14 protein-coding genes are annotated in these 14,869 nt (G+C 50.9%); 9 read left to right on the top strand and 5 right to left on the bottom strand.

The genetic code is table 11. The annotated features are described in order from the left end of the window. Positions 1 to 108: 108 nt before the first annotated feature. From HRM2_RS09320 to HRM2_RS09310, 3 genes are all read right to left on the bottom strand, one after another. The gene (locus HRM2_RS09320) at positions 109 to 1,542 is read right to left on the bottom strand and encodes a Do family serine endopeptidase (protein ID WP_015903757.1); all 1,434 of its coding nucleotides are present in this window, start codon (positions 1,540 to 1,542) and stop codon (positions 109 to 111) included. Positions 1,543 to 1,620: 78 nt separating this feature from the next. Next, complete coding sequence (locus HRM2_RS09315; RefSeq protein WP_015903756.1) at positions 1,621 to 3,051, bottom strand: sensor histidine kinase; 1,431 nt, start codon at positions 3,049 to 3,051, stop codon at positions 1,621 to 1,623. Beyond that, positions 3,020 to 3,706: a winged helix-turn-helix domain-containing protein gene (locus HRM2_RS09310; protein ID WP_015903755.1), complete on the bottom strand. Its 687-nt coding sequence runs from the start codon at positions 3,704 to 3,706 to the stop codon at positions 3,020 to 3,022. Before HRM2_RS09310 ends, HRM2_RS09315 begins: the two co-directional genes overlap by 32 nt. Before the next feature lie 88 nt (positions 3,707 to 3,794). Here HRM2_RS09310 and HRM2_RS09305 point away from each other — a divergent pair, with 88 nt between their 5' ends. From HRM2_RS09305 to HRM2_RS09265, 9 genes are all read left to right on the top strand, one after another. Next, complete coding sequence (locus tag HRM2_RS09305; protein ID WP_015903754.1) at positions 3,795 to 4,040, top strand: hypothetical protein; 246 nt, start codon at positions 3,795 to 3,797, stop codon at positions 4,038 to 4,040. 3 nt (positions 4,041 to 4,043) lie between these two features. Then, positions 4,044 to 5,837 (top strand): ABC-F family ATP-binding cassette domain-containing protein, encoded by a 1,794-nt coding sequence (locus tag HRM2_RS09300; protein ID WP_015903753.1) that lies wholly within the window; start codon positions 4,044 to 4,046, stop codon positions 5,835 to 5,837. Positions 5,838 to 6,038: 201 nt separating this feature from the next. Beyond that, complete coding sequence (gene rpsF / locus HRM2_RS09295; protein WP_015903752.1) at positions 6,039 to 6,506, top strand: 30S ribosomal protein S6; 468 nt, start codon at positions 6,039 to 6,041, stop codon at positions 6,504 to 6,506. Between the two features lies 1 nt (position 6,507). Next, positions 6,508 to 6,759, top strand: a complete 252-nt coding sequence (gene rpsR / locus HRM2_RS09290) for a 30S ribosomal protein S18 (RefSeq protein WP_015903751.1) — start codon at positions 6,508 to 6,510, stop codon at positions 6,757 to 6,759. Positions 6,760 to 6,789: 30 nt separating this feature from the next. Next, positions 6,790 to 7,764, top strand: coding sequence for a YybS family protein (locus HRM2_RS09285; RefSeq protein WP_041273175.1), 975 nt, complete (start codon positions 6,790 to 6,792; stop codon positions 7,762 to 7,764). A gap of 74 nt (positions 7,765 to 7,838) precedes the next feature. Then, positions 7,839 to 8,294 carry a 50S ribosomal protein L9 gene (gene rplI, locus HRM2_RS09280; RefSeq protein WP_015903749.1) on the top strand — a complete coding sequence of 152 codons (456 nt, stop codon included), beginning with the start codon at positions 7,839 to 7,841 and terminating at the stop codon, positions 8,292 to 8,294. Between the two features lie 76 nt (positions 8,295 to 8,370). Continuing rightward, positions 8,371 to 9,741 (top strand): replicative DNA helicase, encoded by a 1,371-nt coding sequence (dnaB, locus tag HRM2_RS09275; RefSeq protein WP_015903748.1) that lies wholly within the window; start codon positions 8,371 to 8,373, stop codon positions 9,739 to 9,741. Then, positions 9,738 to 11,396, top strand: a complete 1,659-nt coding sequence (gene hflX, locus HRM2_RS09270) for a GTPase HflX (RefSeq protein ID WP_015903747.1) — start codon at positions 9,738 to 9,740, stop codon at positions 11,394 to 11,396. The genes dnaB and hflX overlap by 4 nt, the downstream gene beginning before the upstream one ends. A 66-nt stretch (positions 11,397 to 11,462) precedes the next feature. Next, positions 11,463 to 11,684 (top strand): hypothetical protein, encoded by a 222-nt coding sequence (locus HRM2_RS09265; RefSeq protein ID WP_049770428.1) that lies wholly within the window; start codon positions 11,463 to 11,465, stop codon positions 11,682 to 11,684. Here the strand turns inward: HRM2_RS09265 and HRM2_RS09260 are convergent. Both HRM2_RS09260 and dnaA read right to left on the bottom strand, forming a co-directional pair. After that, positions 11,681 to 13,057 (bottom strand): FAD-binding oxidoreductase, encoded by a 1,377-nt coding sequence (locus tag HRM2_RS09260; protein WP_015903745.1) that lies wholly within the window; start codon positions 13,055 to 13,057, stop codon positions 11,681 to 11,683. The two genes, HRM2_RS09265 and HRM2_RS09260, sit on opposite strands and share 4 nt — an antisense overlap. Then, a complete protein-coding gene (dnaA, locus tag HRM2_RS09255) occupies positions 13,054 to 14,463 on the bottom strand; it encodes a chromosomal replication initiator protein DnaA (RefSeq protein ID WP_015903744.1) in 1,410 nt (469 codons plus the stop codon). Before dnaA ends, HRM2_RS09260 begins: the two co-directional genes overlap by 4 nt. Positions 14,464 to 14,869 lie beyond the last annotated feature (406 nt).

The raw sequence follows: 14,869 nt of genomic DNA, 5'->3' as shown, positions 1-14,869 counted from the left end.
CGGACCTTCAAATCCTGCTGGTCAAACAGCAAAACCGGTTAGAACAAAAAAGGCCCCAGGTGTGTTTACACCCCCTGGGGCCTTTTGTTTCAATAAAAAGTTTTATCCCTATTGTTTAGTAAAGCGCACCGCAATGAAGCTTGTGTTGCCCCGCCTGAAAAGAAGCTGAACCGCCTCACCTTTTTTGATCTTAGCAAGGGTTGCAACATATTCATCCATGGTTTTCACCCGGATGTGATTCACCTCACTCAAGAGATCCCCCTGCCGGATACCACTTGCAGCGGCCTTGCCTTCGGGCTCGATGTCGGTGACCACGAGTCCACGAACCTCCTTAGCATACCCAAGCTGTTCCGCATTGGTAGAATCAAGGGCCTGAAGATTCAGCCCGAACTCATCAAAGCCCGATTGAACAAGGGCCTCTCCCTGTTCAGAATCCGTTCTTTTTACCAGCACGACAAAAACGGTCTTTGCCTTACCGTCCCGTACAAGGGTGACAGGAACCTTGGAACCAACACCCAGACCTGCAATGGCAGTGGACAGATCCCTGCTCGATGTTACGACATCGCCCTTTACGTGGGTGATCACATCACCCGGAACAATGCCTGCCTTGTCTGCCGGATCACCTTTATATACCTTTGCCACGAGCACACCGCTCTTTTCCTTGAGATTGTAATACTCGGCAAGCTCAGGAGTGATATCCTGTATGGCCACACCCATCCAACCCCTTGTCACCTCTCCTGAACTTCGAAGTTGATCCACGATACCCGCTGCAAGCTTTGAGGGAATGGCAAAACCAATGCCCTGGCCCGATGCCACGATGGCCGTATTGATGCCCACCACTTCACCCTCAAGATTAAGCAACGGCCCGCCGCTGTTGCCAGGGTTGATCGAAGCGTCAGTCTGGATAAAATCATCATAGGGTCCTGACCCGATAATACGACCCTTGGCGCTCACGATTCCGGCCGTAACGGTCTGCTCAAGGCCAAAGGGACTCCCAATGGCAACCACCCAGGTTCCCACTTCAAGGACATCGGAATCCCCCAGTTCAAGGTAATCGAGCCCTTTGACATCTATCTTGATCAGGGCAAGGTCAGTCTTGGAGTCTGTGCCCACCATCTTTGCATCATACTCCTTATCATCATAAAGCTTCACCTTGATTTCATCGGCCTCGGCCACCACATGATTGTTGGTTACGATGTAGCCGTCACTGCTGATGATAAAACCTGAGCCAAGGCTCTGCTGACGATAATCCTTCTGGGGCTGCTGGCGAAGAAAGGGTTCGAAAAATTCCCGGAACGGGTCTTTGTCGCCAAAGGGCTGGCCATAAAAATGCTTAAACACCCGGCCGCCCTCCTTTGTGACCTTGACCGTTCTGATGTTGACAACAGCGGGCTTTGCATGTTTAGCAAGTTCACTGAAACTTTCTGGCACCATGACCACGGACTTACCCAAAGCCGCCGTTGCCGGAATTGATACAAACGCCACCATGGCAAGGGCTGCGGCAGAGAGAAAAAAAAGACGAATTTTCCTGTTTAGATTCATTATTAGCTCCTTTCCCGGACGTGCCGGAATTTAAAATAATCAGTACTGGGCATAACTATAATGCATAACACCTGACTGTTAAGTGACCGGAACATTATCTTTTGGTAATCTTAGAGAGAAAACGCTGCCTTTGCCTAAGACGCTCTCCACGCAAAGGTCGCCCCCGTGCCCCCGGGCAATGGCACGCGCAAGACAAAGCCCGAGCCCTGCGCCTGATTCACTCCTTGAGGGATCAACCCTGAAAAACCTGTCAAAGATTCGCTCAATGTCTGAGACTGCTATGCCTTTACCCGTGTCATGGACCTGAATCTCGACCCTGCCCCCCCCGGCGTCGACCACTTCAACCCACACCCTTCCCCCACAAGGGGTATATTTAAGGGCGTTGTCAATAAGATTGGTCAGGGCACGCTGAATCATCCCCCTGTCCACCCTGGCAACAACAGGCGCTGGGACAGTACACTTGAGCAGAATATCTTTATCCTCGGCAACCGCATCAAACAGATCGCACGCCTCGTGGACAAGTCCTGAAAGATCAACGGGTTCAAATCTGAATTCTCCTTGGCCGGCTTCGGCCCTGGATATCACCAGCATGGTGTTGATCATGGACAAAAGCCGGTCCACCTCTTCAATGGTCGAAGCGGCCATGGATTCAAAGGCCCCGGAATCCTTATTGCCCACAAGGGTGAGCTCGGCAAGCCCCCGGATACGGGTAAGCGGACTTTTAAGGTCATGGGCGATGTTGTCCCCCATCTCCCGAATGTTTGCCACAAGACCTGCTATCCTGTCCAGCATGGTGTTAAAAGTCTTGGCCAGAAGGTCCAATTCGTCCTGGCTGCCCGTCACCGGGACCCTGGCTTCAAGGTTGGTTCCTGAAATTCTCTGGGCCGTGAGCGTAACCGCCCCCACCCCTGCCAGGGCTTTTTGGGACAAAAACCATCCACACACGGCGGAAATAAGGACAACAAGGGTCATGGCAACAAAAAAGACCCGCTTAAAGGCCTTTAAAAAATGGGAATAGGTTTCCATGGCAAGTCCGGTCTGGAGAATTACTCCGGGCCCTGACAGATGGTAGAGCACCCGTATTTCCTGGGCATCAGGTCCGGCCCGAACGGTCTCGAATACATTTTTTTGACCCATGACCAGCTTCTGAAGCGCCTCTTTTCCCACCTGAATTTCCTTCCAGTATCCCATGTGGGACGAGGCAAACACCTCGCCATTGGCGTAGAGGAGCCTGAAAAAGATCTTTTTCTCGCCTGCCGCCCTGGCCTCAAGAATGGCAAGTTTTTTTACACCACTGATCCCCTGGACATCAAGAACGGCGGAAAATCGGCCGGCCTTATCAACAAGATCCAGGTCAAGCCTTGTCAGAATAGTGTGTGCCACAAGAAAATAAAAAAGAACAAACACAAGGCATGAGGAGACAGAGAAAATGCCTGCATACCAGAGGGTCAGCCTGAAGGCAATGGTTCTGAAAAGATTAGGCAGGCTTTTCGCGCAGCGCCAGGACATATCCGGCCCCCCTTACCGTGTGGATCAGCTTTGGGTGAAATCCCTTGTCGATCTTGTCCCTCAGGCGGCACACCCTTGCCTCCACCACATTGGTCATGGGATCAAAGTTGTAGTTCCAGACATGCTCCATGATCATGGTTTTTGACACCACCCTCTCCTGGTTTCTCATGAGATATTCAAGAAGAGAAAACTCCAGGGGCTGGAGCTCCACCACCCTGCCATCCCGGCGCACCTCCCTTTTCATCAAATCCATGACCAGTTCCCCATAACTAAGGGTTGTCGGGTCAACAACACCGCCGGCCCTTCTGATCAAGGCCTGAATTCTTGCCAGAAGTTCAGAAAAGGCAAAGGGTTTAGTAAGATAATCATCAGCCCCGGCTTCTAACCCCCTTACCCTGTCGTCCACCCGGTCCCTTGCGCTCAGAACAATCACAGGGGTGTTGAATCCCCTGGCCCTGAGTGTCTTGATCAGGGAAATTCCGTCAAGGCATGGCAGCATCACATCAACCACAATCAGGTCGTTCTCTTCAAAACAGGCCATGTGAAGCCCATCCTGACCATTGACTGCATGGTCAACGGCAAATCCAGCAGCACTAAGCCCCTTTATGACAAAATCTGCAATTTTGACATCATCCTCCACCAGTAAGAGTCTCATACGCTCCCCGTATTGCTTTAAAATAGAAAAAGAAGTATAGTATGTCAAAAAAAACAACCAATGACAACTACGAGGCATTCAGCTTTTCATGAAATATTACTGGTGGCCCCTCCAGACAGGACTTGTTCTGCTCTCCCTGTTTTTCCTGATCTTTGGCGTGGACCTTCTCATGGGAGCTTACTCTCTGAAAGATCCATTCAGCTTTATCATGACCTTTTTTGCCGCATGCCTGATCATTCTCATCAGCCTTACCCTGTTTGCAGGATTCATCATCCGCATGGTAGGGGTTTACAAACAGCTAAAAAACAACACTATAAAAGAGACGAAACGATAAACCATGACACTTGTTTTCAGCTATCGATCCATTTTCAAGTCCTATGGAGATCAACCGGTTTTTGACAATCTGACCATCAACATTGAAGACACCGAACGCCTGGGTCTCATCGGCGGTAACGGCTCTGGAAAGTCAACCCTCCTGGAACTCATTGCCGACAGGGACACCCCGGAGAAAGGGGAGCGTTACCTGAATAAAAACACCCACCTTGTCTACCTTGCCCAGCAGGACGAGCTTGATCCGGACAAGACCATCCAGCAAACCCTTGAGGATGGCCTGGCAGGGGAAAATATCCACGGCCAGGAGCGATACCGCCGCGTAAAAAAAATGATCGGGGTTGGCGGTTTCACAGACCCATCACAAAAATGCAGCGCTCTTTCCGGTGGCTGGCAGAAACGCCTGACCATCACCAGAGCCCTTGGCCTTGACCCTGACCTTTTTCTCCTGGATGAACCCACCAACCACCTTGACATCAGCGGCGTCCTCTGGCTTGAATCCATACTCAAAAACCCCAGCTTTGCCTTTGTTGTGGTCAGCCATGACCGTGCATTCCTCGAGTCCGTGTGCACGAATATCACAGAGCTTGGCCGATGCTATCCCCAGGGACAGATCAGCGTCAAGGGTGGGTACAACACCTTTGAACAGGAGCGGACCCGGATTCTTGCCACCCAGCTCAAACAGGAGGAGGTCCTTACCAACCGCATGCGGAGGGAAACCGAGTGGCTCAGGCAGGGTGCAAAGGCGAGATCCACCAAGGCGCGCTACCGAATCGACCAGGCAGACAAGCTTGGCAGCGAACTTGCCGATGTGAAGCTCCGGAATCGGCAGACCACCCGCATTGACATGGATTTTAATGGAACCAACCGAAAGACCCGGCGACTGCTCACCTGCCAGGGAATTGAAAAATCCCTGGGCGGAAAGCAACTTTTTTCAGATATCACCCTTGAGCTTGTTCCAGGAACAAGGCTTGGACTTGTGGGTGACAACGGGTGTGGAAAAACCTCATTGATGAACATCCTTGAGGGAACACTTGCCCCGGACAAGGGCGAGGTTAAACGGGCCGATCAGCTCAAGGTTGCCGTATTTGACCAGAACAGATCACGCCTTGACCCGGAGATGACCCTTAAACAGGCCCTGAGCCCGGCTGGAGAGGCCGTTATATACAGGGGACAAAGCATCCACGTGGTCTCGTGGGCAAAACGCTTTCTCTTTACTGCGGACCAGCTCACCCTGCCCGTTGGCAGGCTTTCAGGAGGCGAAAAGGCAAGAATCCTCATGGCCGAAATCATGCTGACTCCGGCCGACCTTCTTCTCCTTGACGAGCCCACAAACGACCTTGACATCCCCGCCCTTGAGGTCCTTGAACAAAGCCTTGTGGAATTTCCCGGGGCCATTGTCCTTGTCTCCCATGACCGGTTTCTCCTGGATCGGGTGGCAACGGGCATCCTCTTCTTTGACGGCAAGGGAAACGCCACAGCCCACGCAGACCAATCCCAATGCCTGGCAAAGAAAACTACTCCCAAAAAAAAGAAAAAGACGACCCGGACCTCCGGCAAAAAAGAGACCCCTTCTGCCAAATTCTCCTACAAGGACAAATTTGAGCTCGAACAGATCGAACCTCAGATCCTGGCTGCTGAAGCCCAGGTGGCAACCCTTGAGGACGCCATGGCAGATGTCACAGTCATGTCAGACCCAGACGAACTTGCAAGGGTGTGCACCGAGCTTCAAAAGGCCCACAGCCAGGTCGAGCAACTCTATGCCCGTTGGGAAGAACTCGAGGCGCTCAAGGCACTCTAATGAATGCCCACTCCCAAAATTTGGGTGTTGACCATTAAGGGGATCAATGCTATATATTTATCCTTTTATCGGGGTATATTTTTAATTTATCCCCACAGGGCGCAGGGGACTGATCGTGAATCCGTCTTTCCATTGCGCTATTTTTAATCCTTGCTCCGATGGGAACAACCGTCGGGGCTGAAATCCGAGAGGAAACAGAGTATGAGAATGTATGAAACCATTTTTATCACTGATCCCGATCTTCAAGATGAAGTTCGGAACACCCTGTTTGACAGATTCAAAGGAATCCTTGAGCAGGAAGGTGGGATTCTGGCCAATTTTGATGACTGGGGAAACAAGAAACTTGCCTACGAAATCGCCAAGAAACCCCGGGGTCACTATGTCTGCATGACCTACGGCGGAACAGGCACCCTTGTGACCGAGCTTGAGCGTAACTTCAGGCTTGACGATAAGATCCTGAAATACATGACGATCCTCCTTGAAAAGGACATTGATCCAGAGGCACTCAAACTTCAGATTGATGCCGAAGCTGCGGCAAAATCCGAAGCCGATGCCGCCAAAGCCGAGGCCGATGCTGCCCGGGTCGAAGCCGAGGCCAAGAAAGCTGAAACAGATGAGACCGATGAAACTGTAGACGCTGAAACCCCAGAGAATGAGGAGGAAAATTAGGATGGCCTTTCAGAAAAAGAACCCAAAAAAAAGATTTTTCCAGCGTCGTAAAGTGTGTCGGTTCTGCGCCGACTCCACCCTTGAGATCAGCTACAAGGATGCCAAGGCCCTTCGATCCTTTATCACTGAAAGGGGCAAGATCATTCCCCGGAGAATCACCGGCACCTGCGCCAAGCACCAGCGGGTTCTGTCAAGCGCAATTAAACAGGCAAGAACCATTGCCCTTTTGCCCTATGTTGGAAAACTGAGTTAGGACCTGCAACGGTCCCCAGCGGAGAGAATATTGACCCGTCTACGAGCAATACAACCGGTGGTACGAGACGTCATGACAGGGATATCCATCTGCCTTGTCATCTTCTGCACAACCATCTACCTGCCGCTGCTCGGCTTCTTCCTTGCCCTGGTTCTTCCCATGCCCATCACCTTTTACAGGCTCAAGCTTGGCAGGAACCTCGGCGCCATGATAATGGCAATAGTCTGTGCTGTTATCGCCGGTGTCACAGGAGGATCGCCCCTGGACGTGTTCTTTTTCGGCTCTCTGCTACTTACCGGTTTTTTCCTTGGGGAATTTATCGAAATGCATGTTTCAATTGAGCGAACCGGGTTTTACACCTGCCTTACCTCAATGGGAACCAGCCTTGTCGTTTTTTTCCTCTACACCCTTACAACAGACCAGGGGATGTTCCAGCTGGTGTCGGACTATGTGGGTGCCAACCTCAAGATGACCCTAAGCCTCTACTCAGGCATGGGGATTCCCCAGGAGAGCATCGACCTTGTCTCAAAATCCATGGATACCATTCACTATGTCATGACCCGGATCATGCCGGCTCTTTTTTCCGTCATGATCATGATGGTTGTGTGGGTGAACACCCTTTTCATCAAAAAGATTCTGCTGAAAAAGGGACTCCATGTTTCCCAGCTGGACGGACTCAACCGGTGGAGAGCACCGGAAAAACTCGTGTGGCCGGTCATCTTCTTTATTCTGCTGTTGCTGGTTCCAATACCCACGACAGCCCTTAAGATCATGGGTCTGAACTGTATTCTTGTAATTATGCCCATCTACTTTTTCCAGGGCATTGCCGTTGTCTCGTTTGTGTTCGAAAAACGACGCTTTCCTGGAATGCTGAGGGTTTTCATCTACAGCATCATCGCCATTCAACAAATTTTTTTATTTGTGATTGTGGGACTTGGCTTTTTTGACACATGGATAGATTTTAGAAAACTTGGTGCAATGGGTGAGGGAAAAGAGCAAAACTAAAACAGACCCGAATTCAAACAGATCAGAAATAAGTTCCAACCTGACGTCAGGTTGAACCTTTATCGGAGGTTGAAATGAAAGTAATACTAAAAGAAACAATCGACACGCTCGGCATTGTCGGTACAGAGTGGGATGTGGCACCCGGATATGCCCGCAACTACCTTTTCCCCCAGGGAAAGGCCATTGAGGCAACCCCCCAAAACCGCAAAATTATCCAGCAGGCAAAGGCCAAGTTTGATCTTCAGATTGCAAAAGAGAGAAAACTTGCCCAGGAGATGGCAGAACGGCTCAAGAATGTTGAGTGCACGATCAAAGCCAAGGTCCACGAGGAGTTCAGGCTCTATGGATCCATCACCTCCCATGACATCAAGGATGCCCTTAACGCCCAGAACATCATCCTTGAACGCCGGACTATTCTTCTGCCCGAGCCCATCCGGGAAACCGGTGAGTACAAGGTCCCCATCCGGCTTTACAAGGATGTTGAACCTGAAATAACCGTCAAGGTTGTGCCCGAAGAAAAGACCCAGTAGCATAATTGCCACGCTTGGGATAATCCGCCGCCATGGCGGATTATCCCAAACCCACAAAGGTAATGCCTTTCCCGATATGAAAGAAACGCCCCACAAAGACCCCCTGCTCACCAAGGTTCCTCCCCACGACATTGACGCGGAAGAGGCGTTGCTCAGCGCCGTCCTCATTGACAATGAAAACCTTTTTGATGTGATTGACCTCTTAAAGCCTGAAGATTTCTATAAAAAGGCCCACAAGCGAATCTTCAACGCCATACTCGAACTATTTTCAAAGGATGAGCCCGCAGATCTTGTCACTGTGGCCACACGCCTCAAGGAAAAGGACGAACTCGAATCTTCAGGCGGTGCAGCACTGCTTGCATCCATTGCCGATTCGGCTCCCATGGCCGTCAATGCGGTTCACTACGCAAAGATTATCAAAGGCAAATCCTCCCTCAGAGCCATGATCTCCAGTGCATCGGCGATCATCGAGCGATGCCTCAAGGACCGGGGCGATTTTGAGGACATCATCGATTTTGCAGAAAACCAGGTGTTTAAAATTTCCGAATCAAAGGGGGGCCAGGCGTTTTCATCCCTTGGCCAGCTCATTGACATGAACATCGACACCCTGGAAGAACGCCAGGGATCGTCGGGTGGACTTTCAGGGCTATCCACCGGGTATTCACGGCTTGATTCCCTGACCTCCGGCCTTCAAAAATCCGACCTCATCATCCTTGCGGCACGACCCAGTATGGGCAAGACCGCCTTTGCCCTGAACATTGCCAGAAACGTAGCCGTTGAAGAACGGGTGCCCGTGGCCGTGTTTTCCCTTGAGATGTCAAAGGATCAGCTGTCCATGCGGCTGTTGACCTCTGAATCAAGGATAGACTCCAACCGCCTGAGGACCGGATTCATCAGCCAGGAAGATTGGCAGAATGCCACCGATGCCGCAGGCATCCTCAACGAGGTACCCATCTTCATCGATGACACCCCCAACATTTCGTCCCTGGAGATCCGGGCCAAATGCCGGCGACTCAAGATGGAAAAGGGTCTCGGCCTTGTGATCATTGACTATCTCCAGCTCATGAAGGCCCCGTTCCACTCGGACAGAAGGGACCTTGAGATTGCTGAAATTTCAAGGAACCTGAAGGCCCTGGCCAAGGAGCTTGAAATTCCAGTGATCGCCCTTTCCCAGCTCAATCGAATGCTCGAACAACGGGCCGAAAAACGACCGCTCATGTCCGACCTTCGTGAGTCCGGCGCCCTGGAGCAGGATGCAGACATCATCGCCTTTATCTACCGGGACGAGGTGTACAACAAAGAAGAAAACAACCCCAACCGGGGCAAGGCTGAAATCATCATTGCCAAGAACCGAAACGGCTCCATTGGAACGGCCCATATGGCATTCATCGGTGCTTATACCCGTTTTGAGGAACTTGCCAGAGAGTCCTATCAGGGATACGAATGAAAAAAATCTTTGGTTCCACCACCGGCCTTTCCGCCCACCAGATCAAGGCTCTTGAGAATCTCTACCTGTTCAACACAACACCGGAAGACCTTATCTCCAGGGATCAGCTTGATGCCCTGATTGCCGTATCAACGGATATCCGCCGCCAGGTCGGTGTTCTCATTGCAAGGAACGGCAAAACCGTCCATGTCATTGCCGGAGAACCCCACAGGATCGTTATCCCTGACACCCCGGACTTTAGAACCCTTCCCGGCCGTCTCAAGGGGTTAAGGTGCATCCATACCCATCTGAATGAGACGGACCTCACCCGGGACGACCTCACCGATCTTGCACTGTTGCGCCTTGACTTCATGGCCGCGGTCTCAATTTTCACCCCCAAGGGTATTGGCAAGACAGATCAAAACCGGACACCGCCCATCACCATTTATTCCAGCCACATTCTTCCAGGAGACGGAGATGAGCCCTGTGCACCCATGGCGCCCCTTTCAAAGGACGATCTCAACATTGGCTGCCTGGAAAGAATCCTGGCCATCGAAGACGAGCTTGCCAGGCAGGACGCAAGCTACACCGTGGAAACAGGCGAAGAAAAGGCCCTGTTGATCAACATCTTCACCGACCAGGTGAAAGATGCCGTGGCCTCCCTTGACGAACTCAAGGAACTTTGTCGCTCCTCGAACATAAAGGTGCTGGATACGGCCCTTCAACGACGAAAAAAAATTGATCCTAAATTTGTGGTGGGACGGGGAAAACTTGCCGACCTTGTCATCCGTGCCCTTCAAAAACATGCCACAATGCTGGTCTTTGACAGGGAGCTCAACCCCTCCCAGATTCGGTCCATCACCGACTTTGTAGAGATGAAGGTTATTGACAGGACCCAGCTCATCCTTGACATTTTTGCCCGACGGGCCAAAAGCCGGGAGGGCAAACTCCAGGTGGAGCTTGCCCAGATGAAGTACCTCCTGCCCAGACTTGCCACCAAGAACACAGCCATGTCAAGACTCACCGGCGGTATCGGCGGCAGGGGACCAGGGGAAACCAAGCTTGAGATCAATCGCAGGAGAGTAAGGGATAGAATCACTCGACTGTCCAAGGATATCTCGAAAATCAGAAAGCAGCGCTCCCAGCAGCGCTCCCAGAGAAACCGCAGGGGCATTCCCGTGATCTCCATTGTCGGCTATACCAATGCAGGGAAATCAACCCTTCTTAACACCCTGACCAAGAGCGAGATCATTGCCGAAAACCGTTTGTTTGCAACCCTGGACCCCTCATCAAGGCGACTGAGGTTTCCAAAGGATCTCGAGGTGATCATCACCGATACCGTGGGGTTTATCCAGGACCTTCCCGAGGAACTCATGGAAGCATTCCATGCCACCCTGGAGGAGCTTGAGGATGCCGATATTCTCCTCCACGTGGTTGACATCAGCAACCCGAGGTACGAGCAACAGATGGGTTCGGTTGAACGTATTCTAAAGGAACTCGGCCTTGAAAAAACGCCTGTCCTGTACGTGTTCAACAAACAGGACAAAATAGCGCTTGCCGACTTTGACAACCCCTGGCTTTTAAACCAGGGGTCCCTTGTCTCGGCTACACGTCCCGAGACCTTGAAACCCCTTGTGAGCCGACTTGAATCCATGATCAGGCAACAAACAGGTTGACCACCTTCCCTGGATTGATTATATTACCCACCAACCTTACATCAAACAATGAAGATGGAATACAAAATGAAATTTATTGATACGGATGATATTCTGGTAGACGATTCAACAATTGACGACTCAAGGGACGATCTTGAGTGTTTCGGGGAGTTCAGCCGGGACGATAAGATATGCACCAATTACTGCTCTTGCTCCATCCGATGTGCCATTGAACAGAGCCAGAACCCAAAGGTAGACATTTTTGATCATATTCTGACCCTTGACTTTTTTCCAGCCAGGATGCACTAGAAAATCTTCCCGGGATTCAACAGATTCCCGGGATCAAAGACCTGTTTTATTCCCCGCATGATCTCTATTTCCGTCGGCCCTACCTCCTTTAAAAGGTAAGGTTTCTTTGTAATGCCAACCCCGTGTTCACCGGTGATGGTTCCGCCCAGACTAAGGGTTGCGTCAAAAAGCGCGTCCACAGCTGCCTCAGCCCTTTTGAGCTGATCCTTGTCCCTTTTGTCATACATGATGTTGCAGTGGATATTCCCGTCTCCGGCATGACCAAAGCTGACAACGGTAAGGCCTGAGCTCTTTTTGATGGACTCAATTTTTGCCACCATATCGGGAATCCGGTTGATGGGAACAACAATATCTTCATTGATCTTGTTGGGCGCTATTTTAAACATGGCAGGAGACAGCGCCTTCCTGGCCTTCCAGAGCTCAGCCGCCTCTTCAGGGGTCCCGGCCACAACAACGGCGGACGCCCCCTGTTTGTGGCAATAGGCTTCGACCTTCCGGGCATCAACCTCAACGGTTTCCCGGGAGCCGTCCACCTCAATGATGAGAATCGCCTCAACGGTACCGGGAAGGTCAAGCTTGACATCCTTTCTAACACAGTCGATGGATGCCCGGTCTAAAAATTCCACACACCTTGGCACCACAGATTCCCGGATAATGCCCGACACGGTTTCAGCGGCCTTTTTGATGCTGTCAAATACAACGGCCATGGTTTTAACCGCCTCGGGAAGGGGAATAAGCCGCAGGGTAACGGCCGTGACAACGGCAAGGGTGCCTTCAGAGCCCACGATGAGGCGGGTGAGGTCATAACCTGCCACCCCCTTGGCCGTTTTAACACCGGTGTGGATAATCCGGCCCGACGGCAGAACGGCCTCAAGCCCCAGGACATAATCCCGGGTCACACCATACTTAACGGCCTTGGGACCACCGGCGCATTCGCCGATATTTCCACCAATGGTGCAAAACGAAGCGCTTGCAGGATCCGGCGGATAGAACAATCCCCGCTGTTCAACGGCCCGGTGCAGATCACCGGTGACAACCCCCGGCTCCACCCTGGCAATGAGATTTTCAGTATCAATTTCAAGAATACGGTTCATCCTGCCCATGGCCATGACGATACCGCCGCCCATGGGCAGGGTGCCTCCGGTCATGCCAGAGCCGCTTCCCCGTGGAGTTACGCATACCTTATAGCTGCTGGCGATCTCAAGTATCTTTGACACCTCCAGGGTAGCTGCGGGAAAAACGACGATATCCGGGACAACTGATCGCCCCGTTGCATCAAACGAATGACAGACAAGCTCTTCAGGCTCCCGGGTAATCCTTTGCTTTCCTGTTACCTTTTCAATGGCTTTATACAGGGAGTCAAGGTCTGTCATAGGGCTTTTCCAGATTCAATCTTTCGACACAGATAATTCATCTGCTCGGTAAACCCACCCTGCTGCTTGAGCTTCTTTTCCACGGCATTTATCGAGTAAATGGCCGTGGCATGGTAGCGGTTAAAACTTCTGCCAATGGTCTTCAAGGGCTGGTCTGTATATTTTCTGGCAAGGAAGATGGCCATCTGCCGGGGTTTGACCACAGTTTGTTTCCTTGAGGTGGAGACCAGCTCTTTTTCGGAAAGGCTGAACTCGCTGCACACCAGTTTTTTGATCACATCAACGGTGATGTTCTTTTTGTTCCTGGAGATGGTTGACAGTACGCCCCTGGCAAGGTTGATATCAATCTTTTCACCCAGGAGGGCGCTTTTTCTGGCCACCCCCATGAGGCCGCTCTCAAGCTGGCGGACATTGTCACAAAGCTCCTGGGCAAGGTACTCGGTAACATCGTTGGGAATGACAAACCCGTCATATTTTGATTTGTTCTTAAGGATCTTCACCCGGGTCTTGAAATTTGGGGGGTCAATCTTTGTGACCATGCCAAGGGTGAGCCTTGATTTAAGCTGTTCGTTCATCTTTGGAATGTCGTCGGGAAGATAGCAACCGCTGAAGATGATCTTTTTCTCAGCATCCATGAGATAATCCAGGGTCATGGCAAGCTCCTTCTGGGTGGCGTCCTTGCCGGAAAGAAAATGCACATCTTCAAGGATCAGCACATCGCATTTCCTCCGATACTTTTCCTTGAAACCGTTGATGGTGTTATTTTTAATCGACGAGACCATTTCATTGGTAAAATCCTCGGCCGTCACGTAGTAGACCTTGTCAGAGAATCCCTGGGAAATCACATGGTGACCCACAGCCTGGGAAAGATGGCTCTTGCCAAGCCCTGTATCCGACAAAAGATAGATGGCACCGTTGTTCACCGACGAGGTCTGGGCCAGGGACAGGGCCGCAGAATAGGCAAAATCGGAATTATCCCCCACCACAAACCGATCAAAGGTATACCCCTTTTTGAGCATCCTGCCGCTGTCCGATCTGATGTTCAACCCCGGGAGTGCCATCTGCATGGGTCGGCTGGGGCGCCGCGGAAAGCTTAATAATGGCGTTTCACACTCTCCACCATTTACAGGCTGGGTTGCAGCCTTGGAGGCCTTCTTTTTAACGCCCTTGGTTTCGACCATCAGGTCAATTTTTATCTGGCCCAGGCCCAGTTTTGTAAACTGTGCCTCAATCCCTGCAAGGTAATTCTCCTTGATACGCTTTTTTGAAAATGAATTGGGACATGACAATGTCACTTCATTGCTGCCTGACGCCTGATACCCCATGGGTTGAATCCACATTCGATAGCTATGGTCCGGCAAAGAATGTTTCATCTCTGATTTTACTCGTTCCCAGTATTGCTCCATGGAATTTTATATCTCTCTTTTTACGCCTGATGGCTAACATTTCACCCGGAAAGTGTGTATTCACGGGTTATTAGACCAATATCGAATTTTAAGGTTAATCGGAATGAAACTCTTTGTATTTCATCTGCCCCCCCAAGTCAAATCGGATAATCCTTTGTTAGGGAAATATTAGTTTCTGATTCACACCAAGGCATTACCCACTGATTTTACAGACTTTATTTTCGTGAAACATTTTTTTTAGCTTTAATTACAGCAACTTCCCCAATGGGCTCATTTTTCATGTAATAATCATAGTTTCGGCAAGTACCACCCCCTTTTAAAAAAATAGTTTCCTTTAAATTACTCCTGTTTTCTATTCATAGCTTCTGTTTTTATTATTTCAGCCCTATTCTACCAAAGGGTATGA

The sequence above is a fragment of the Desulforapulum autotrophicum HRM2 genome, assembly GCF_000020365.1.
GTDB classification, from domain to species: domain Bacteria; phylum Desulfobacterota; class Desulfobacteria; order Desulfobacterales; family Desulfobacteraceae; genus Desulforapulum; species Desulforapulum autotrophicum.
The sequence above is the reverse complement of the archived record's forward strand: the minus strand, read 5'-3'. Positions and strand labels throughout refer to the sequence as shown.